This window comes from Coprococcus hominis (ex Arizal et al. 2022), from assembly GCF_040094675.1.
Taxonomy (GTDB): Bacteria; Bacillota; Clostridia; order Lachnospirales; family Lachnospiraceae; genus Coprococcus_C; species Coprococcus_C hominis.
Map to the genome: position 1 here is coordinate 1 of NZ_JBBNHG010000012.1, position 20363 is coordinate 20363.

Genomic DNA, 20363 nt, shown 5'->3' on the forward strand with positions numbered 1-20363 from the left:
AACACGATGTTCAAACAAGCCGCCACTGAGCCATGGATGGCGAGCGGAGGGCGCATAGGAATCGCAGATTCCTATTTAGGATGCGCCCGACAACCTGCCAACGAGCAAAGCGAGTGGGCGATTCCCGTGCGGCGGTGGCGTATATTACAAAATGTAGATCAGAACATATAGAACTTCTTAGCTTCAATACATTGTATATCGTATGAATCAATCTGGATCTATATATAGAATGCTAACCAGTTTCACCACGAAGTAAAGGGGAGAACAGTATGTACCAGATTCTGTTAGTGGAGGACGACAAATCCATCCGGGAAGTCATCGCAGATTACATGGATGAGAAAGGAAAAGACACGCTGCGCCTGACACTCGCCGAGGACGGAAGAGCCTGCGAGGGCGCACTCGAACGCCGGACATTTGACCTGATCCTGCTCGACGTGATGCTTCCGGATATCGACGGATTCACACTTTGCCGGATGATACGGAAAAAAGATATGGTTCCAATCGTATTCCTGACTGCGAAAGGAAGCGAGGAAGATATACTTTGGGGCTATGGACTTGGCTGCGATGATTATATCGTGAAACCATTTTCGCTGGCAACACTGTATGCGAAGATACTTGCCATCCTGCGGCGGACAAAACAGGAGAACCAGAAAGAGACGATTACCTGCGGCGCGATCCGGATGGACAAGCAGAGCTGTCAGGTATTTGTGAAGGAGCGGGAAGTACAGCTGCAGAACAAGCAGTATGAGATCCTGCGATTCCTGATGGAGCATAAAAATATCGTGTGGTCGCGGGACGCTCTTCTAAACCACATCTGGGGATATGATTACATGGGTATCGACCGTGTGGTGGATAACCAGATCAAGAAGCTGCGGAGTGCGCTTGGCGAGGAAGGAAAGCGGATTCAGACGGTGGTAGGCAGGGGCTATAAAATATCGGATGCGTAGCCATGTGAAAACAGAAAAATTATAGTTGGTATTTTATCTGATGTGTGTTCAGGCAAAACAGGCGCAGATAAGAAGGTGGAGGGATGCATATGAAGTTTACAATCTTACCGGATTTTGAAGCAAATAGAAAAAGGCGTGCAATCCGCAGGCAAAAGCGTGGGCAGCGAAGAGATGCGCGGCAAAGCCGGAAGAATCACTGGTATCTGAAACGGAAGAAGTTCTGGCAGGTGTGGCTGGAGCGGTTTGTCCTTGTGTTTCTGATTCTTGGAATGGGTGGTGCATGGTATTTTAGGACCGTGGTGCAGGATACGGAGGATAACGCGGAATTTGAAATGAATCAAAGTCAGGAAATCATACAGACTTACATTGAGAGGCGGTATGAAGAACTGACTGCGATGGGAATGAGACCCGGAAAAGAGTTCGATGATCAGATGGGCGCGTATATGTACCGTATGATTCCGAGCAGATTGATGGGCGCGTATGGCGTATCTGCAGCGGCAGCGGCGATCTATAATGAAAATGGAGAACTCCTAACCGACAGCAATCCACGGTTTTATCTGTACTGTGACCGGTATGAGCCGGTAGGAGACGAGAAAAACCATACGATAAATCTATACCAGTCGTATTATACATGTGCACAGGAACTGTCGGATGAATTCCTTCAGGATTATAACGACTATTTTATCTATGGCGACATCGAAAATGGAGAACGAATGGAATTCGGAGATCTATATGTAGATGAAGAGAAACGACAGTTTTATTTCAGTACCATTTCTTGTTTAGAGCAAGGGAAAGTGGTAAAAACCTATGATTTTACACCGGAACATGTAGAAGGCATGAAAATGGTACAGGAGACCTATGACAGATGGACGAGAGAGGGAACACGCTGGTACCCGGTTCTTGGAATGCGGTCGGCGGAGATTTCGGAACTTCTGCAGTTTGCATATGATGTGTATGATGATTACAAGGATGACAAACAGTTAAAAGGTGCCGGTGTGACAGCAGAGCGGGGATACTTCGCAAAGACACGTGCGCGATATAATGTGATAGAAGTGAGTGATCTGAATAATGGGAATCCGGAATACACGGTTGTGCTGGCATATAACTATGATTTCCTTCAGGCAAATCGTGGCTTTGTACAGAAGTTCGTAATCTGCCTGTCCCTTGCAATCCTGCTTATCAGCTTCCTATGGTCGCGGTTTACCTACGTGCGGCTTAAGGCAAGGTACGAGCTTGAAGATTATCAGCGGAATCTCACGAATGCAATGGCGCATGATCTGAAAAGTCCGCTGATGATATTATCCGGTATGGCTGAGAATCTGAAAGAAAATGTACATACGGAGAAACGGGAATATTATGCGGAGGAGATGCTTAAGAATATCGCGGACATGAATCGTATGATCGAGCAGTCGCTTGGATTCTCGAAGCTCAGCCAGACAGGCAGGGTTGGCAGAAAGACAGAGGTCGATATGCGCGCACAGACGGATGCATTGATCGGAAAATATAAGGAGCTTGCGGAGGCACAGGGACAGCATATTTCCGTGACAGGCGAGGGGCAGATGCGTGGAAATGAGGCGATGCTCCGGCAGATGATCGATAATCTGCTGCAAAATGCCATCCTGCACGGAGAAGAAGACGGACAGATTGAAATCAACATTGGAAATGGCATATACCAGATCCGGAATACTTACACGGGAACGCTTACGACAGAGGACGCGAAGAAGCTTCTAAAACCATATGCCAAGGAGGAAGACCGGAAACGGACAGGCGGACATGGACTGGGGCTTTCCATTGTGCATGAGATCGTGAAGCTGCACGGCGGTAAGCTTCATTTGAAGGTGGAAGAAGAAATGTTTTGCGTAGAAATTAAAATATGATACCCCCTATTAAAAGGTTTCCATAATTTATTTCAAAAATCGGGTTGTCAAACAAAAATCCTGTGGTATAATACCCATGTATATAGGAAAAAGCGTTGACGGAAAGAGTAGTGCATGGGCACCATCCAGAGAGAACGACAGATGCTGGAAGCCGTTTATGGAAGAAATGTATGAAAACCATTCCCGAGCTGTGCGTAGAAGATGACCGGATGACCGGTTGTTGAAGCGTCACCGTAAGGCATGCGTTAAAGCCAAATGAAGTGAAACACTAAGGTGGAACCGTGTGAAAGCACCCTTAGGTACAAGGTTAAGGCATTGTATCTCAAGGTGTTTTTTTGTTGGTAATTTAATCATTAATCATTTGACAAACAAAATTACAAATGTGCAAGCATATATTTCGGTAATCATTCATGAAATATACAATATGTTTGAAATCTAGAAGTTCTTGATGTTCTGTAGAATATCAGTAATGTTTGAACACGATGTTCAAACAAGCCGCCACTGAGCCATGGATGGCGAATTGGCGGCGGTTACGTACGATATGAATAAGTGCATCAGAACATCTTAGAACTTCTTGGTTTCAATACATCGTATATGGAATGAATTATTATCGAAATATATGGATGTAGAATGTGAATGTTTGGCAAATGATAGAAATAAAAAAGGAGAACGAAAATGGTAAATTTCAAAGAAGACGAACAGTTAAAAACATTGAACCACTCCTGTGCCCATCTGATGGCGCAGGCAATCAAGCACCTGTACCCACAGGCAAAGTTCTGGGTAGGACCAGTCGTTGCAGAAGGCTTCTACTATGATGTAGACCTTGGCGATGATGTAATCCGTGATGAGGATATCGCAGCCATCGAGAAGGAAATGAAGAAGGTTGCAAAGTCAGGCAAGAAGATCATCCGTAAGGAGATTTCCAAGGAAGAGGCTCTGGAGATGTTCAAGGATGATGAGTACAAGTTGGATCTGATCTCCAATTTGGAAGATGGAACAATTTCCTGCTATGAGCAGGGCGACTTTACAGACCTCTGCCGTGGTCCTCACGTAGACAATGTAAAGCTCTGCCGTAACTTCAAGCTGCTCCGTCACTCAGGCGCTTACTGGAAGGGCGACAACAACAATAAGGTATTGCAGAGAATTTACGGTGTCTGCTTCCCAACAGCAGAAGAGCTGGAGGCACATCTGAAGCTTCTCGAAGAGGCAAAGGAGAGAGACCACAGAAAGATCGGTAAGGATATGCAGCTGTTCATGGTAGACGATCTCGTTGGACGTGGACTTCCGATGTTCCTTCCGAAGGGGTATACGATCTGGCAGGAGCTGGAGAACTACATCAAGGATAAGGAGCGTAAGCTTGGCTACCTGCACGTTATGACACCATGTGTTGGTACGGTGAATCTGTACAAGACATCCGGTCACTGGGATCACTACAAGGAAAACATGTTCCCGGCCATGGACGTAGAGGGTGAGTCTTTCGTTCTTCGTCCAATGAACTGTCCACATCATATGATGATTTATGCAAACCGTATGCATTCTTATAAAGACCTCCCAATCCGTATTGGTGAGATCGCACATGACTTCCGTTTCGAGGCGAGTGGTACTTTGAAGGGTATCGAGCGAGGCAGACATTTCTGTCAGAACGATGCGCATTTGTTCGTGACACCGGAGCAGATCGAGGATGAGTTCTCAAAGGTTGTAGACCTGATCTTCAGCACATACAAGGATTTCGGTATCACAGATTATCGTTGCGTGCTGTCTCTGCGTGATCCGGAGAACAAGGTAAAATACCACGATGATGATGAGATGTGGAACACAGCCGAGGATGCACTTCGTAAGGTATTGAATGACCTTGGCATCGAGTATACAGAGGAAATCGGCGAGGCAGCATTCTACGGACCGAAGCTTGATGTAAATGTAAAGCCGGCTGTCGGAAATGAATATACACTTTCTACCTGTCAGCTTGACTTCTGTCTGCCTGCGAAGTTTCAGCTTACTTATATTGACAAAGATGGCGAGAAGAAGACACCGGTTGTATTGCACAGAGCAATCCTTGGTTCGCTGGATCGTTTCATGGCATACATTCTGGAGGAGACAAAGGGTAACCTTCCAACATGGTTAGCACCGGTTCAGGTAAAGATTATGCCGGTTAAGACAGACAACGAAGAACTGATGGCATACGCACACAAGGTTGTGGATGCGCTGGATGCGAAGAATGTCCGTGTAGAATTAGACGACAGAGCAGAGAAGCTTGGCTACCGTATGCGTGAAGGTCAGGTGGAGAAGGTTCCATATCTTCTGGTTCTTGGCTTCAACGAGGTTGAAAATAACACCGTATCTTACAGATTGCATGGTCAGGCAGATACAACTGTTGTTGGTCTGGATGAATTTGTTGCGAAGATTGAGGAAGAGATCAAGACAAAGGCGAAAAACAGATAATCAATGAGGAAACATCGAGTGCTTAGAGTGATCGGTTGCGTCGTTGGCGCAATCGTGGTCATTCTGCTATATGAAATGATTGGAATATTTGCTGCATACAAGAAGCAGCCGGAGCTCTCGGAAGAGACGAAGCAGAGCCTGCATCCCGAAGATATCTATACAGATGCAACAGTTGAAGAACGCGCATGTATCATTGAAGAAAATGGGGATGCGTTATTGCAGCGTGTCCGCCTGATTGAACAGGCGAAGGAAGAAATCATCTTATCTACGTTCGCATTTCACGATGATGACAGCGGACAGATCATGATGGGCGCTTTGCTTCGGGCAGCGGAGCGGAATGTGCACATCCGTATCCTGGTGGATGGATTCGAGAGCTGGACGGCGATGGAAGGAAATGCATATTTCTATGCAATGTCGTCGCATCCGAATATCGAGATTAAGGTGTATAACCGCGCGAATCCGTTAAAACCCTGGGAGATGATGGGGCGGATGCATGACAAATATCTGATCGCAGATGGGAAAACATACATCCTTGGCGGACGAAACACGTACAATTATTTCCTTGGTGAATTCCCGGGACATAAGAATTACGACCGAGATGTGCTGGTCGTCTGTGAGAATCCGCAGGCAGATAGTTCCGTGAACCAGTTGCTTGTTTATTTTGAGACGATCTGGAGTCAGAAGGATTGTAAATATTTCCATGACAAAGAGAAACTTGCCGACCGGAAATCCGTCAAGCAGGCGAAGGAAGATGTGCAGACGGCATTTGCCACTTATTACGATGCACAAAAAGATACAATCACAGACACGGACTTTGAGAAGGATACGGTTGTAACTGACAAGATCATGTTGATCTCGAATCCAATCCATACCGGGGCGAAGGAGCCGACAGCATGGTATGAGATGGGCGTCCTGATGAAGCAGGCGAAGAAGCGTGTAAAGATACACACACCGTACATCATCTGCAATGACATGATGTATGACACATGGTCGGATGTTGCCGCAAATGTACCGGAATTTACGGTTATGACAAACTCTGTCGCGAATAACGGCAACCCGTTTGGTTCCGCAGATTACCAGAAAAACCGGGACAGGATCAGTAGTACCGGTGTTACAATCTGGGAGTATGAAGGAGGATATTCGTATCATGGAAAGAGCATTTTGATCGACGATGATATATCCATCATCGGTTCGTTCAATATGGATATGCGCAGTGTCTATCTGGACACAGAACTGATGCTCGTAATTCGAAGCAAGGAGATCAACGCCCAGTTGGAATCAGCCATGATGAAATATGAACAGGGCGCACGACAGGTGCTTGCTGACGGACAGTATGCGAATCCATATCATGTGGAGCCAATCGCACTCACACCGAAACGCCGCCGTAGAGTATTTGTTGTACGGTATCTGCTTGGATGGCTGCGGTTTTTGTTTTAGGGATTTTTATTCTGTAGGAGGTAATGGATTATGATAATGGAAAATGATGAATTTGTAATTCCAGAACAGTATCGGAAAATGTCCGTTACTGAATTAGATGCAGAAGCAAATAAAATGTTGAAGGAGATACAACAAGGGAAACGAATAATTTGAGATAAGAAAAAAGCTGCACAGGGAAAGAATGAAATAGTTTTCTATGTTGAGTAGCAAAAACTCTCTGAGGTTTTGAACAACTTCAGGGAGTTTTTGTGTCTTATAGAGAATATAAAGTGAGGAAGGAAAACAAATATAGATAAAGTTATACTATTTGGTGCAGGTGCGGAACAAGGATATAACCTTGCATTGGGAAGTAAAAACTCACCTATAAAATCGACACATTCCCCTATAAAAATCCCCTAGTATCCGATATAATAATATGTAAAAATAATAATAGTTAATTGTGCGATACAGGAAACATGTTTATGCGTGTGAAGTCACCGGGCGGTGTCCGGTGACTTTCCTGTAAATGAGCATAAATGCGAAGGAGAATAATCTATGATTCGAATGGAGATTGCGCTGATATTGATTCTGGCGTTTGTGGCAGGAATCTATTTCTCGGCGAGGCGGAGACAGACCGCGTTACATAAGACATTTTCGGTACTTTTGATCGTGGTGATCGTGCATCTGATGTTCGATGCGGCGACGATCTATACGGTAAACCATCTTGCTCAGGTACCGCTTGTTCTGAACGATGTTTTACACCGGCTGTTTGTCGGTACGATGGCGTTAGTTCTGTTCTTTTTCTATCAGTATATTGCGATACTGGTGGAAGAAGAGACCGGGAAGAAGCGGACACTGGATCTGCCGGCACGGATATTTCTTGTGATTTCAGAAGTCGGGGCGATGATACTCCCGATTACTTACACCGAGACACCGGATGGAAATTATTCGGCGGGACTTTATGCATATGTAAGCTATGTCAGTGTGGCGGTGTATCTTATACTTTGTTCATGGCTGCTGCTTGCAAACTGGAAGCGGATGGACAATAAGAAGAAATTCGCCATCGGAATGGCACTTATATTTGAGTTCACAATCTGCTTCCTGCAGGGATTGCACCATACATGGCTGATCAGTGGAATGGGAATCACGCTTATGACGCTCGCATTCTATCTGACCTTGGAGAATCCGGATGCGCTGCGTGCGGAGCTTACGGAACAGAAGATGTCGATGCTCTATCTGAAAAGTCAGGTGAATCCGCATTTCTTGTATAATACGCTTGATACGATTCGAATTCAGGCGGAGTTGGACGGGGATAAGAAGGTTGCAAAGCTTCTGATGCGGCTTGTGGATTTCTTCCGGCTGAGCGTCAAGGTCGACCGTTCGATGGTCACGCTTGATGATGAGCTCGAACTTGTGGAAGCATATATGGAGCTGATGTGCTACCGGTATCCGGAGCTCTTCTGCGATTATGATATCGATCCGGACTTAGGGGCAGTGCAGGTACCGAACTTTATCTTACAGCCGCTGGTGGAGAACAGTCTGCTGCATGGAATGATGTAGGACGGATTTTGCGGACATTCAAAATAAAAAAGAATGTGGAGGTAACAGACAATGGCAAAATCATTATTTGAGGAACTGGGCGGCAAATACGAAAGGCAAGGGGATTATTTGATACCGTGCTTAACTGTACCCGCCGAAGAAGAACAGGCAATAGGCATCTGGGGGCAACGGCATTTAGATTATCTAAAACAGTACCGTAAAGTTACATACACCAATCTTCTTACAAGCGGCAGGCTAAACGCCTACCTTGCCGACATCAACAGACAGGCACAGGAACGCTTTGAAAGGCTCATAGAGGGTATGAAACAGGCACAGGGCATAACGGAACAGCTAAAGGCAGAAAACGCCTTAGAATGGACAGGATGCCTCAATAACATAAGGGCTTGTGCGAGGGAGATTGTGGAAAAGGAAATTATTTTTGCATAAACAGATGATTAGTGGCAGGGGGAAATCCTGCCGCTTTTTCTGCTTTAGTTTGTCAGCTTGACAAATAAAGGGTTAAGGAATATAATTAGATTCAGTATTATACAAGGAGTTAATAAATATGCGGCAAGGTATTCTTAAATAAACTGTCAATTTGATAGTGGGAACAAAAAGTAGCAGTCCCGTTTCACTTTTAATATGGGGCTTAGTTTTTTGTACCCAGTTTAAGAATACTTTTATCATGTAATTTTATATGCCCGAAAACATATAAGTGTTTTGGGGCTATTGGAGTTATTTACCCAGTGATAGGAGTATTTATCACTGGGTATTTTTATGCCCTTTTTTGGGTGTTGATAGGAGGAAAATCACATGAAAATAATTAACTTAGGCATTCTGGCTCACGTTGACGCAGGAAAGACAACATTAACGGAAAGTTTATTGTATACCAGTGGTGCAATTGCAGAACTAGGGAGCGTAGATGAAGGCACAACAAGGACAGATACAATGAATTTGGAGCGTCAAAGGGGAATCACTATCCAGACAGCAGTGACATCTTTTCAGTGGGAGGATGTAAAAGTCAACATTATAGATACGCCAGGCCATATGGATTTTTTGGCGGAAGTATACCGTTCTTTATCCGTATTAGACGGAGCAGTATTATTAGTTTCTGCAAAGGATGGCATACAGGCACAGACCCGTATACTGTTTCATGCACTACAGATAATGAAGATTCCGACAATTTTTTTCATCAATAAAATTGACCAAGAGGGGATTGATTTGCCAATGGTATATCGGGAAATGAAAGCAAAGCTTTCTTCGGAAATTATAGTGAAGCAAAAGGTTGGGCAGCATCCCCATATAAATGTAACGGACAATGACGATATGGAACAGTGGGATGCGGTAATTATGGGAAACGATGAACTATTAGAGAAATATATGTCAGGGAAACCGTTTAAAATGTCAGAACTGGAACAGGAAGAAAACAGGAGATTCCAAAACGGAACGTTATTTCCCGTTTATCACGGAAGCGCTAAAAACAATCTGGGGATTCGGCAGCTTATAGAAGTAATTGCCAGTAAATTTTATTCATCAACGCCTGAAGGTCAATCTGAACTATGCGGGCAGGTTTTTAAGATTGAATATTCAGAGAAAAGGCGGCGTTTTGTTTATGTGCGTATATATAGCGGAACATTGCATTTGAGGGATGTTATTAGAATATCTGAAAAAGAGAAAATAAAAATCACAGAGATGTGTGTTCCGACAAACGGTGAAATCGTCCCGGCTGACCATGCCTGTCCGGGAGAAATTGTTATTTTAGCTGATGATACTTTGAAACTGAACGATATCCTGGGAAATGAAAAACTCCTGCCTCACAAAACACGGATTGATAATCCCATGCCATTACTTCGGACAACGGTAGAGCCGCAAAAGCCGGAGCAAAGGGAAGCCCTGTTAAATGCCCTCGCAGAGATTGCTGATACAGACCCTCTTTTGCATTTTGACATTGATACTGTTACCCATGAGATTATGTTATCTTTTTTGGGGAATGTGCAGATGGAAGTCATTTGTGCCATCCTTGAGGAAAAATATCATGTGGAGGCAGAAATAAAAGAGCCTACTGTTATATATATGGAAAGACCGCTTAGAAAAGCAGAATATACCATCCACATAGAAGTCCCGCCAAATCCTTTCTGGGCTTCTGTCGGGTTGTCCATAGAGCCGCTCCCTATTGGAAGCGGAGTGCAGTATGAAAGCAGAGTTTCACTTGGATATTTAAATCAATCGTTCCAAAATGCGGTTATGGAGGGGGTTCTTTATGGCTGCGAGCAGGGGCTGTATGGATGGAAAGTGACAGACTGTAAAATCTGTTTTGAATATGGATTGTATTATAGTCCTGTAAGTACCCCCGCAGACTTTCGGCTGCTTTCCCCTATCGTATTGGAGCAGGCTTTAAAAAAAGCAGGGACAGAACTATTAGAGCCATATCTCCACTTTGAAATTTATGCACCGCAGGAATATCTCTCACGGGCGTATCATGATGCTCCAAGGTATTGTGCAGATATTGTAAGTACTCAGATAAAGAATGACGAGGTCATTCTGAAAGGAGAAATCCCTGCTAGATGTATTCAAGAATACAGGAACGATTTAACTTATTTCACAAATGGGCAGGGAGTCTGCTTGACAGAGTTAAAAGGATACCAGCCAGCTATTGGTAAATTTATTTGCCAACCCCGCCGCCCGAATAGCCGTATAGATAAGGTTCGGCATATGTTCCACAAGTTAGCTTAACAGCTTGCAAAAGTCATATAAAATGAGATTTGAAAGGATTAGAGACTAATTATGATGAAATGCGAATGGATATTGTGTCCTGTTTGTGGGAGCAAAACCCGTAATAAAATTAGGAAGGACACTGTTTTGGAGAATTATCCCCTTTATTGTCCAAAATGCAGACAAGAAAGATTGATTAAAGTTGACAACTTGAAGATAACTGTCATCAAAGAGCCAGACGCTTAAGACGCAGAGCCGATGAAATTGTGGAACAATTCACGAATCATCGGCTCTTTTTGTTTCGTATTTGAAAGAACAAACTCACCAAATAAAAAAAACGATATTCGGGTGGGTTATTTTGTTATACCCTAAATTACCCTCTGAATTTGTTTTTAAATTTGGAGGGATTTTTTTATGTCCTTTTTTCGGGCAGTTATCTATCTGCTCATACGAAGCAAAATTTATCAATACATAGCATATCAGAGAACGGCAGGAAACCAGTTAAAAAAATTTCTGCCAGTGCAACGGTACTTCTCACCTTGAAAGTAGAAGTACAATCTCCATACAATAGAATTACTATTTCCTATAACCGTAAAGGTCACAGAGCCTTTGCGGTTTTTCTTTTGTCGATTTTTGTTGGAAAGTGCCGTAGGGCTGTTTCTGATATGCGGTGTCGTTCTCCGCCTCTCCATCTGGATTTTTTACATTTCAAAAATTCAGATGGGAGGTATTTATGGTGAAATATGCACCAAGAAAGGTATATATCAGAGAAAGTGGCGGCTATGTGGAATTATCCTACACGGAGTTCTGCCGTTGCAGGGAATCCGACCAGACCTATATGGACAAGCTGTTTATCCCCATTCAAGGCTGTCTGCTTGAAGTCGTGAGGGAGCAATACACAGACTTCTACCGTGACAAGGAACGGTGGCGTTATCTGCAAAAATTAGATACAAAGAATAGACTGCTATCTCTCGACGGATTTACGGACAGCGAGGGGAATCCTCTGGACTTTATCACTGATGAAGCGGTGGACATTGCAGAAACCGTTGTCAATGCGGTCATGGTGGACAGGCTGAAAGCCGCCCTGCCTTTGCTGTCGGATAGTGAACAGGAGCTGATACAGGCAATCTTTTTTGACGGACTTTCCGAGCGTGAAGTCGGGGCGAGGTTGGGCATAACCCAGAGCGTTGTAAACAAACGCAAAGCCAGAATCCTAATAAAACTAAGAAAGATAATAGAAAATTAAAATTTAAGGCGTTCAGCCCCCTTGTTTTTTCCTTTGGGAAGATGAGGGGGCTTTTCTCTGCCCTCTCAATCAATTCTGATTGGAGGAAGTAAGAATGGCATACAACCACGGACGGGAGGACAGGAAATGGCGTATCTGGAAAGAAGCGGAGGAAAAGCTGCTGCGTGAGTGCGGCGTTGATGAAGCGACCATTGAGCAGATACGCATGGCGGACAGGGCAGACTTCAATTCCAACAGGCGGTTTTACCGATGGACGAATGACGTTGCGGAATATCTTGAGGACATGGCAGGCAGGGAGCGGCAGGCGGAAGTGGGTACGGTTGCGGAGTTACTGGAAGAGATTGAGAGCGAAAATCTCTATCAAGTATTAGTCACGGTGGACGGGCGTACCTTGAAAATCGTCCTGCTGAAAATGCAGGGGTATTCCACAAAGGAGATTGCCCCGCTTGTGCATTTGACGACTGGTGCCATCTATGCGAGGTTAGACCATCTGCGGAAGAAGCTGCGGAAAATTTTATAGCTTCTAAAACAGCCTGCCATCCTGCGGGCTACTGGGTGAGGGATGGAAATCCCCTCACTCATTTTTTGCAGGAGGACAACAGGATGGCATACAGGGTTAAGGCATACACGCTTCGGGAGGAATCCACGGAAAGCGGCACAAGGTATTTTATCAGCTTTAAGGACGGGCAGGGCAAATCCCACGAGTTGGAAGTGTCGGAACAGTTCTTTATGGAGTTTCGGCAGATGGAGCGCAGGAACAGGAATCTTTTCTAATGGGACGAGCGGCACAGGGAGTTTAACGAGGTATGGGACGAAACCCTTTACAGACGGGCGTTGCGTGTGCCTAAGAGCCTTGATGAACGCATGGTTGAGGAAGAACGGAATGAAACGCTCTATAAGGCGGTTGGGAGCCTTCCAGAGATACAAAGGCGGCGTTTCCTGCTCTACTACGAGTATGAGTTCAATTTTTACCAAATCGCCGCTATGGAGCATTGCACCGCTTCGGCAATACAGAAATCTGTTGCGATTGCAAAGGAGAAAGTAAAGGCGGAAATTGAAGAAATATCTCCAACCGTGACCGACACCGCCCGAAAAAGAAATCTGTTTTTTATTTGTGTGGGATTGGCGGCATTACATACTCTCACTTTTTTCCGTGGGAGTAAATCTATTTTTAAGGAGGTCAACGCCTATGTGCAACGAAAACAAAGACACCGCCCGAAAGGAGGAAAGCCATGCAGAAGTTACAGACAGTCAACGCCGAAACGCTCCTTTATGAACCGCTTGAGAAACCATCCTTTGTGGTGGACAGCCTTATCCCGACAGGCTTATCGCTGTTCTGCGGCTCACAGAAGATAGGCAAAAGCTGGCTCATGCTGAAGCTATGCTTATGCGTGTCGCAGGGAATCCCTTTATGGGATATGCCGACAATGGAGGGCGATGTGCTTTACCTCTGCCTTGAGGACACGTTCTGCCGCATACAGGACAGGTTATTTCGTTTGACGGACGAAGCAAGCGGGCGGCTCCACTTTGCCGTGGCAAGCTGCAAGCTGTCAGACGGTCTTATCGTGCAGCTTGAAGATTATCTGAAAGATTACCCAGACAGCAGGCTCATTGTCATTGATACCTTGCAGAAAGTCCGTACAGCTTCAAAAGACAATGCCTATGCAAGCGACTATGGGGACATCTCCCTCATCAAAGACTTTGCCGACAGGCACTCTCTGGCGGTCATTGTCGTACACCACATCCGAAAGCAGAATGACAGCGACGTGTTCAACAAGGTGTCTGGGACGACAGGATTAACGGGGAGTGCGGACGCTACCTTTGTTCTGGAAAAGGAGAAACGTGCGTCTGACACCGCCAAGCTGTATGTGACGGGCAGGGACACGCCTTATCAGGAATACACGCTGCGTTTCCGTGATTGCCGTTGGGAGCTTGTGGAGCGGAAAACGCAGGAGCAGCTTGCGAAAGAAACGATACCAGATGTCCTTTTTCGGTTGGTGGATTTTATGAGGGATAAGGAAGAATGGATAGGCACGGCAACGGAACTGTTAGCCGCTATGGGGGAAACGGAAACCATACCCACGGTGATTACGAAATGGCTGAATGAATACCGCACCACATTTTTAAGCGAGAACCGTATCTGCTACCAGTACAGCCGCAGGAAAGACGGCAGGCGGATTGCCCTTGCAAGGAGGGCGGGTGACAGCGGTGATGGTGGTGACAGCGATATTAGGATACCCCCCTGTTACTGTCATTGACGCTTAAAGCCATGTAAAGCTGGCGGCTCTGCCCTGCGGGTGACAGCAGTGACGGTGGTGACAGTGATTTTAGGATACCCTGCCGCTGTCATCCCTACGGGAGAACACCCCGTAAACGCAAAATGCAGGCGTGAGATTTACTCGCCCTTTTCGGTCGTGTAAAACCACCCCTGCGGTCAGAAAAATCATTCCGATTTTTCCGACTGCGTTTACAGGGTGTAACACACTACACTTTGCCCTGCAAAGTCGTGTGCCAGACGTTCCCTCTGGACTCCCTTAAGGCAGGGCTGTGCCCTGCTATCCTACGCCTTACGGCTTCGGATAAAAGAATGGCGGCATGACGGTGACGGCTCTTGCGAGGGGGGTATCCCAAAAACACCGTCATCATCGACATGACCGTCATGCAGGGGGTGAGGGTGACAGTTGCGGCAGTCGGCAGGGGGTATCCCAAAACTGCTGTCACCACCGTCACCGCTGTCACCCCAAAGGACGGTCACCCGCCGAAAGAAAGGAGGAATCCGCCTATGCCTTATGCAATCCTGCGTTTCCAGAAACGAAAAGCGGGCGGCGTTGCGGCTTGTGAACGCCACAACGAGCGGAAGAAAGAAGCCTACAAAAGCAACCCAGATATAGATATGGAACGCTCTAAAAACAATTACCATCTCATAGCACCACCAAAGTACACCTACAAGAAAGAGATTAACCGCATGGTAGCCGAAGCGGGGTGCAGGACAAGGAAAGACAGCGTGATGATGGTGGAAACGCTCATCACAGCTTCACCAGAATTTATGAACCAGTTACCGCCCGAAGAACAAAAAGCGTATTTCCAGACGGCTCTTGACTTCATTTCGGAGCGTGTTGGAAAGCAGAATATCCTCTCCGCTGTCGTCCATATGGACGAGAGAACGCCCCATATGCACCTCTGCTTTGTGCCGATTACGCCAGACAATAAGCTGTCAGCGAAAGCTATCTTAGGCAACCAGAAATCATTATCCGAGTGGCAGACCGCCTACCATGAGCGGATGTCCTCACGGTGGAATCAGCTTGAACGGGGGCAGTCCTCAATGGAAACCAAGCGGAAACACGTCCCCACATGGCTCTATAAATTAGGCGGCAGGCTTGATAAACAGTATGAAGAAATCGTGTCTGCCCTATCCGACATCAACGCCTTTAACGCAGGGAAGAAAAGGGATAAAGCGTTAGATTTACTCTCTGCATGGCTGCCAGACGTGGAGAAATTCTCTAAGGAAATCGGGAAACAGCAGGCGTATATCGACAGTTTGAAAGAGAGAATTGGGCAGGAATCAGACTATGCGGGGCGTATGCGTGATGAAAAGTACGAGCAGGAACTAAAGGTGCAGAAAGCGAATCAGAAGATATTTGAATTGCAGAGAACCAACGAGCAGATGGGGCGGCTGCTGTCAAAAATACCGCCCGAAGTGTTGGAAGAATTGCAGAAAAATCATAGAAGCAGAGCGAAAGAAAGGTAGATATGTGAATGAAGAAACAGGATTTTAAGGTGTTAAAGACCAAAGACTTGTACCCGTTCCCCGACAATCCGTTTCATGTGGCAGAAGATGAAACACTGTCAGAGTTAGCGGAAAGCATCAAGGAATTTGGCATTGTCACGCCGATAATCACACGCCCGAAAGAGGACGGGGACGGTTATGAAGTGATTGCAGGACAGCGGCGTGTCCGTGCTTCTGAACTTGCAGGGATAAATACCGTGCCTGCGTTTGTCCTGCCCTTAGACCGTGACCGAGCCATCATCACCCTTGTAGACAGCAATTTGCAGCGTGAGAATATCCTGCCATCGGAGCGGGCGTTTGCTTACAAGATGAAATCCGAAGCCATGAAGCGGCAGGGTTTCCGCACAGACTTAACCTCGTCACAAGTTGTGACGAAGTTGCGGACGGACGACAAGGTGGCACAGGGCTTCGGCGTGGGCAGGATGACCGTGCAGCGTTTTATCCGCCTGACGGAACTGATACCGCCGATTTTGCAGATGGTGGACGAGGGGAAAATCGCCCTCACGCCTGCGGTGGAACTGTCCTTCTTGAAGAAAGACGAGCAGGAAAACCTCTTTGCCACGATGGAGAGCGAAGAAGCAACGCCCTCACTCTCACAGGCACAGCGGATGAAACAGTTAAGACAGAGCGGGCGGCTTGACATGGATACGATATTTGCGATTATGACGGAGGAAAAGGGCAACCAGAAAGAAACCTTGAAAATCAACACAAGCAAGCTGAAAAAATACTTTCCGAAGAACACAACGCCGAAGCAGATGGAGGAAACCATCATCAAACTTTTGGAGCGTGAGTTGCAGAGGAAACGCAACCGTGACAGCCGCTAATCTTCTTTTTTCGGGAAGTAAATACAGAGAGTTGAGGTATGGAGAATGAGAGAAATCCAGTATGAAATCGTAAAGGAAATCGCAGTATTGTCTACGGGCGACAGTGGCTACACAAAGGAAATCAATCTCATTTCATGGAATGGGAAAGAGCCGAAGTATGACATCCGCAGCTTTTCCCCGAACCGTGAAAAGTGCGGCAAGGGAATCACGCTGAACGCTGATGAAGCGGCGGCACTCCTTAAAGCATTACAGAAAGAATTAAACAGCGAGGATTAATGGTATCTGATTGGCAGGGCGGGGACATTTCCAAACTCTTCCCTGCCCTGTCTGGAAAGGAAGATTTAAGTATGGGCGAGGATAAGAAAGCAGATAAAAAGAGAAAGCGTATCGTGCCAAAAGCACCAGTGCAGATGATAATCAGCCGTGAATATGTCGGCACACAGACCGTTACAGAAGCGTTTGTCCCGATTATCTCCGAGGATATTCGGAAGAAGATTGCCGAGGGCGACACCTTCGACAATGAGGGGCTGTCCGCTTAGAATGTACGCAATGGGACATGAAAACAGATAGGACAGATACGGAGGTTTTACAGTATGGCAGGAATCAAAGAAGAAAAGAAAATCTATTTAGTCGGCATTTATTGCCGCTTATCTAAAGACGATGGTACGGATAACGAGAGTGCGAGCATTGCGACACAGAAATCCATCCTCACGGATTATGTGAAAAAGCAGGGATGGCACATAGCAAAAACGTATGTGGACGATGGTTATTCTGGTACAAATTTCCAAAGACCAAGTTTCCAGAATATGATAAAAGACATTGAAAGCGGTCTGATAAACTGCGTGATTACGAAAGATTTATCCCGTCTGGGGAGAAACTATCTTGATTGTGGGTTATATCTGGAAGTTTTCTTCCCAGAGCATAACGTGAGGTATATAGCGGTCAATGACGGCGTAGATACCTTGAATAAATCTGCTATGGACATCACGCCTTTCCGCAACATTTTAAACGAAATGTATGCCGCTGACATATCTGTTAAGATAAAATCGGCATATCGGGCGAGGTTTCAACAGGGGAAATTCATGGGAACTACCGCCCCTTATGGCTATATCAAAGACCCTGCCGACCACAACCATCTGCTGATAGATGATAAAGTGGCACATGTTGTAAAAGAGATATTCGACCTTGCATTAAAAGGGAATGGAGTTGCCAAAATTTGCAGACATCTTAATAAACAGCATATCCTACGCCCTGCCGCTTATGCGGCGGAGCGTGGCGAAACAGGCTTTGAACGTCATTTTGAGGGGAACGAGGACAAACGCTATATTTGGAGTGGGAACAGCGTGAGGAGCATTTTAAGAAGCCCGATATATGCGGGAAATCTTGTAGGCTACAAACGGATTGCCGCCAATATGAAAAGCAAGAAACGCCCCTCTAAGCTGCCCGAAGAATGGGAAGTGATACCCAATACCCATGAGGGAATAGTCACGCAGGAGGAATTTGATATTGTCCAACAGCTTATTACAAGTCGTAGGCTTCCACAGAACAAGGGAGGATTTGTAAATATTTTTGCAGGCGTTATCAAGTGTGTGGACTGCGGATGTGCTCTGCGGGCAATGAACGTACACAGGAGGAAACGCCCAGAGATTATCGACTGTGTACAGTATTCATGTAATAATTATGCAAGAAACGGAAGAAGCGAGTGTAGTGCCCACAATATAGAAGCAAGGGATTTATTCAATGCCGTTCTTGCCGACATCAACTGTTTTGCGGATATGGCAGTGAATGATGAAAAGGCGGTCAGGGCCATAGAAAAGCGGCTCACGGAAACAGACCAGAGCAGGGCGAAAGCATTAGAGAAAGAACGTAAGAAGCTGAACAAACGCCTTGCGGAACTGGACAGGCTGTTTTCCTCTCTCTACGAGGATAAGGTCATGGAGCGTATTACCGAGCGGAATTTTGAGATGATGTCGGGGAAATACCAGAAAGAGCAGCTTGAAATTGAAGCAAGGCTGAAAGAGGTGACGGAAACTCTTAATGAAAGCTACGAGAAATCACGGGGAATCCGTGACTTCCTCGCCCTTATCCGAAATTATCAAGGCTTAAAAGAACTGGATGCAACAGTTATAAACGCACTCATAGACAAGATACTTGTTTCGGAGCGTGAGAAGATGGCAGACGGAACAGTGAAGCAGGAAATCAAGATTTACTATAAATTCATCGGCTTTGTCGATGAATTACATATCATACCTACAAAACGGTGGGCAGCAATGCCCGCTAAAAATTGTACGGTGTGCGGCGTTGAATATGTCCCGGGCTCTGGTGCATCAAGGTATTGTCCTGCTTGTGCCAAGAAGATACGGAGGGAGAAATCAAACGAGAGCAAACGCAGGAGCAGAGAACAGAAAAGGATAGCATGTATGAACTGTCCGCAAAAAATGACCGACTGAAGAACCGCGGATACCGGGGCGAAATCGAGATATCCGTAAAACGCGCAGGCGCAGATATGGAGATCTGCATCAAAGACAGTGGCAGCGGATTTGAAGAGGGTATGAAAGCGCAGATTGACAAGATGTTACTGCACTACAACAAGCAGGAGGCGAAGCTGGATGGAAACAGTATCGGGATCCTGAATGTGCAGAAGCGGATCAAATATCTGTGCGGCAGAAAATATGGACTATCCTATGAGGAAAACAGCGCGGGAGGTGTGACAGCGCGGTTGCTATTGCCGATAAATAAGGAGGAAGCATCATGAGGAAATTACGCGTCGTATTAGTCGACGACGAGATTATGATACGTGAGGGATTCAAGAAATTATTTGACTGGGGCGCACATGACTGTGAAGTCGTGGGCGAGGCAGCGGATGGCGTCGAGGCGCTTGGGGTAATCGACAGCATGGTACCGGATATCGTGATCATGGATATCAACATCCCGATTATGAACGGCCTGAAGGTCATCCAGACCAGCCGCCTGAAATACCCGGATATGGCATTCATCGTTGTATCGGGATACGATGATTTTTCTTATTGCAGGGAAGCATTGCGGCTGCAGATCACGGACTACATCCTGAAACCGGTCGACTATGAAGAATTCGGGAACACGATCGATCATTTGAAGATATCGATATTCGAGAAACAGACGAAGAATGTGACACCCGGCAGTGAAGCGTCAACGATTGTTGGAATTGTACGGTATATGCAGGAGCATCTGGCAGAAGAGATCAGCTTGAATGTTCTCGCGGAAACATTTCATCTGAGCGCACAGTATATCAGCCAGCTCTTCAAGAATGAGATCGGTGTGAATTTCCTTGCTTATCTGACGACAATCCGTATGGAGCGTGCGAAGAAGCTGCTCGTCTCGACACAGTTATCCATTGCGGAGATTTCTGAGCGGTGCGGCTATGCCGATTACCGGGTGTTTACCAAGGTATTCAAGAAGACGGAGGGCAGTACACCGTCGCAGTATCGCAGAGATTTTTTGTAGGAGCTTCAGTATAAGATTCAGTATGGAACCGATAAGTTATAAGGCGTGGATGAAAGGTGCACTTTCTTATAACTTACCAGTTCACGATAAAAT

General features: G+C 45.9%; 18 protein-coding genes and 2 pseudogenes. All 20 read left to right on the forward strand.

All coding sequences use genetic code 11. The features are described 5' to 3' along the window. Positions 1-269 precede the first annotated feature (269 nt). The 20 genes and pseudogenes from AAAT93_RS00315 (at position 270) to AAAT93_RS00410 (ending at position 20270) form a co-directional block, all read left to right on the forward strand. Positions 270-947 (forward strand): response regulator transcription factor, encoded by a 678-nt coding sequence (locus tag AAAT93_RS00315; protein ID WP_118373523.1) that lies wholly within the window; start codon positions 270-272, stop codon positions 945-947. An 89-nt stretch (positions 948-1036) separates the two neighbouring features. After that, the gene (locus AAAT93_RS00320) at positions 1037-2824 is read left to right on the forward strand and encodes a sensor histidine kinase (protein WP_227573050.1); all 1788 of its coding nucleotides are present in this window, start codon (positions 1037-1039) and stop codon (positions 2822-2824) included. Positions 2825-3499: 675 nt separating this feature from the next. Then, entirely contained in the window at positions 3500-5263 is a 1764-nt protein-coding gene (gene thrS / locus AAAT93_RS00325) for a threonine--tRNA ligase (RefSeq protein ID WP_227573051.1), read from the forward strand. A gap of 3 nt (positions 5264-5266) precedes the next feature. Continuing rightward, a complete protein-coding gene (locus tag AAAT93_RS00330) occupies positions 5267-6700 on the forward strand; it encodes a phospholipase D family protein (RefSeq protein ID WP_118373520.1) in 1434 nt (477 codons plus the stop codon). Between the two features lie 30 nt (positions 6701-6730). Continuing rightward, positions 6731-6853, forward strand: coding sequence for a hypothetical protein (locus AAAT93_RS00335; protein WP_021985878.1), 123 nt, complete (start codon positions 6731-6733; stop codon positions 6851-6853). A 1053-nt stretch (positions 6854-7906) separates the two neighbouring features. Further along, positions 7907-8239 (forward strand): sensor histidine kinase, encoded by a 333-nt coding sequence (locus tag AAAT93_RS13620; RefSeq protein WP_420315036.1) that lies wholly within the window; start codon positions 7907-7909, stop codon positions 8237-8239. 51 nt (positions 8240-8290) lie between these two features. Continuing rightward, the gene (locus AAAT93_RS00345; protein ID WP_001129922.1) at positions 8291-8665 is read left to right on the forward strand and encodes a TnpV protein; all 375 of its coding nucleotides are present in this window, start codon (positions 8291-8293) and stop codon (positions 8663-8665) included. A gap of 366 nt (positions 8666-9031) precedes the next feature. After that, a complete protein-coding gene (gene tet(O), locus AAAT93_RS00350; RefSeq protein WP_109215033.1) occupies positions 9032-10951 on the forward strand; it encodes a tetracycline resistance ribosomal protection protein Tet(O) in 1920 nt (639 codons plus the stop codon). Between the two features lie 54 nt (positions 10952-11005). Beyond that, entirely contained in the window at positions 11006-11176 is a 171-nt protein-coding gene (locus tag AAAT93_RS00355; protein ID WP_004614788.1) for a cysteine-rich KTR domain-containing protein, read from the forward strand. 490 nt (positions 11177-11666) lie between these two features. Further along, positions 11667-12176, forward strand: coding sequence for a sigma-70 family RNA polymerase sigma factor (locus tag AAAT93_RS00360; protein ID WP_105116765.1), 510 nt, complete (start codon positions 11667-11669; stop codon positions 12174-12176). Positions 12177-12270: 94 nt separating this feature from the next. Continuing rightward, positions 12271-12696 carry a sigma-70 family RNA polymerase sigma factor gene (locus AAAT93_RS00365; RefSeq protein ID WP_000323895.1) on the forward strand — a complete coding sequence of 142 codons (426 nt, stop codon included), beginning with the start codon at positions 12271-12273 and terminating at the stop codon, positions 12694-12696. An 83-nt stretch (positions 12697-12779) separates the two neighbouring features. Beyond that, a pseudogene (locus tag AAAT93_RS00370) lies at positions 12780-13254 on the forward strand (RNA polymerase sigma factor). Between the two features lie 154 nt (positions 13255-13408). Beyond that, a pseudogene (locus AAAT93_RS00375) lies at positions 13409-14441 on the forward strand (AAA family ATPase). 517 nt (positions 14442-14958) lie between these two features. Beyond that, entirely contained in the window at positions 14959-15924 is a 966-nt protein-coding gene (mobV, locus tag AAAT93_RS00380; RefSeq protein WP_001820668.1) for a MobV family relaxase, read from the forward strand. 8 nt (positions 15925-15932) lie between these two features. After that, on the forward strand, positions 15933-16787 hold the full coding sequence (locus AAAT93_RS00385) for a ParB/RepB/Spo0J family partition protein (RefSeq protein WP_227573053.1): 855 nt from the start codon (positions 15933-15935) through the stop codon (positions 16785-16787). Between the two features lie 45 nt (positions 16788-16832). Beyond that, positions 16833-17063, forward strand: coding sequence for a YdbC family protein (locus tag AAAT93_RS00390; RefSeq protein ID WP_001206986.1), 231 nt, complete (start codon positions 16833-16835; stop codon positions 17061-17063). A gap of 71 nt (positions 17064-17134) precedes the next feature. Then, a complete protein-coding gene (locus AAAT93_RS00395) occupies positions 17135-17326 on the forward strand; it encodes a hypothetical protein (protein WP_001820669.1) in 192 nt (63 codons plus the stop codon). Positions 17327-17380: 54 nt separating this feature from the next. After that, positions 17381-19237 carry a recombinase family protein gene (locus AAAT93_RS00400; protein WP_001820670.1) on the forward strand — a complete coding sequence of 619 codons (1857 nt, stop codon included), beginning with the start codon at positions 17381-17383 and terminating at the stop codon, positions 19235-19237. Continuing rightward, complete coding sequence (locus AAAT93_RS00405) at positions 19204-19542, forward strand: sensor histidine kinase (protein WP_227573054.1); 339 nt, start codon at positions 19204-19206, stop codon at positions 19540-19542. Before AAAT93_RS00400 ends, AAAT93_RS00405 begins: the two co-directional genes overlap by 34 nt. Beyond that, positions 19539-20270, forward strand: a complete 732-nt coding sequence (locus AAAT93_RS00410; RefSeq protein WP_117781442.1) for a response regulator transcription factor — start codon at positions 19539-19541, stop codon at positions 20268-20270. The genes AAAT93_RS00405 and AAAT93_RS00410 overlap by 4 nt, the downstream gene beginning before the upstream one ends. Positions 20271-20363 lie beyond the last annotated feature (93 nt).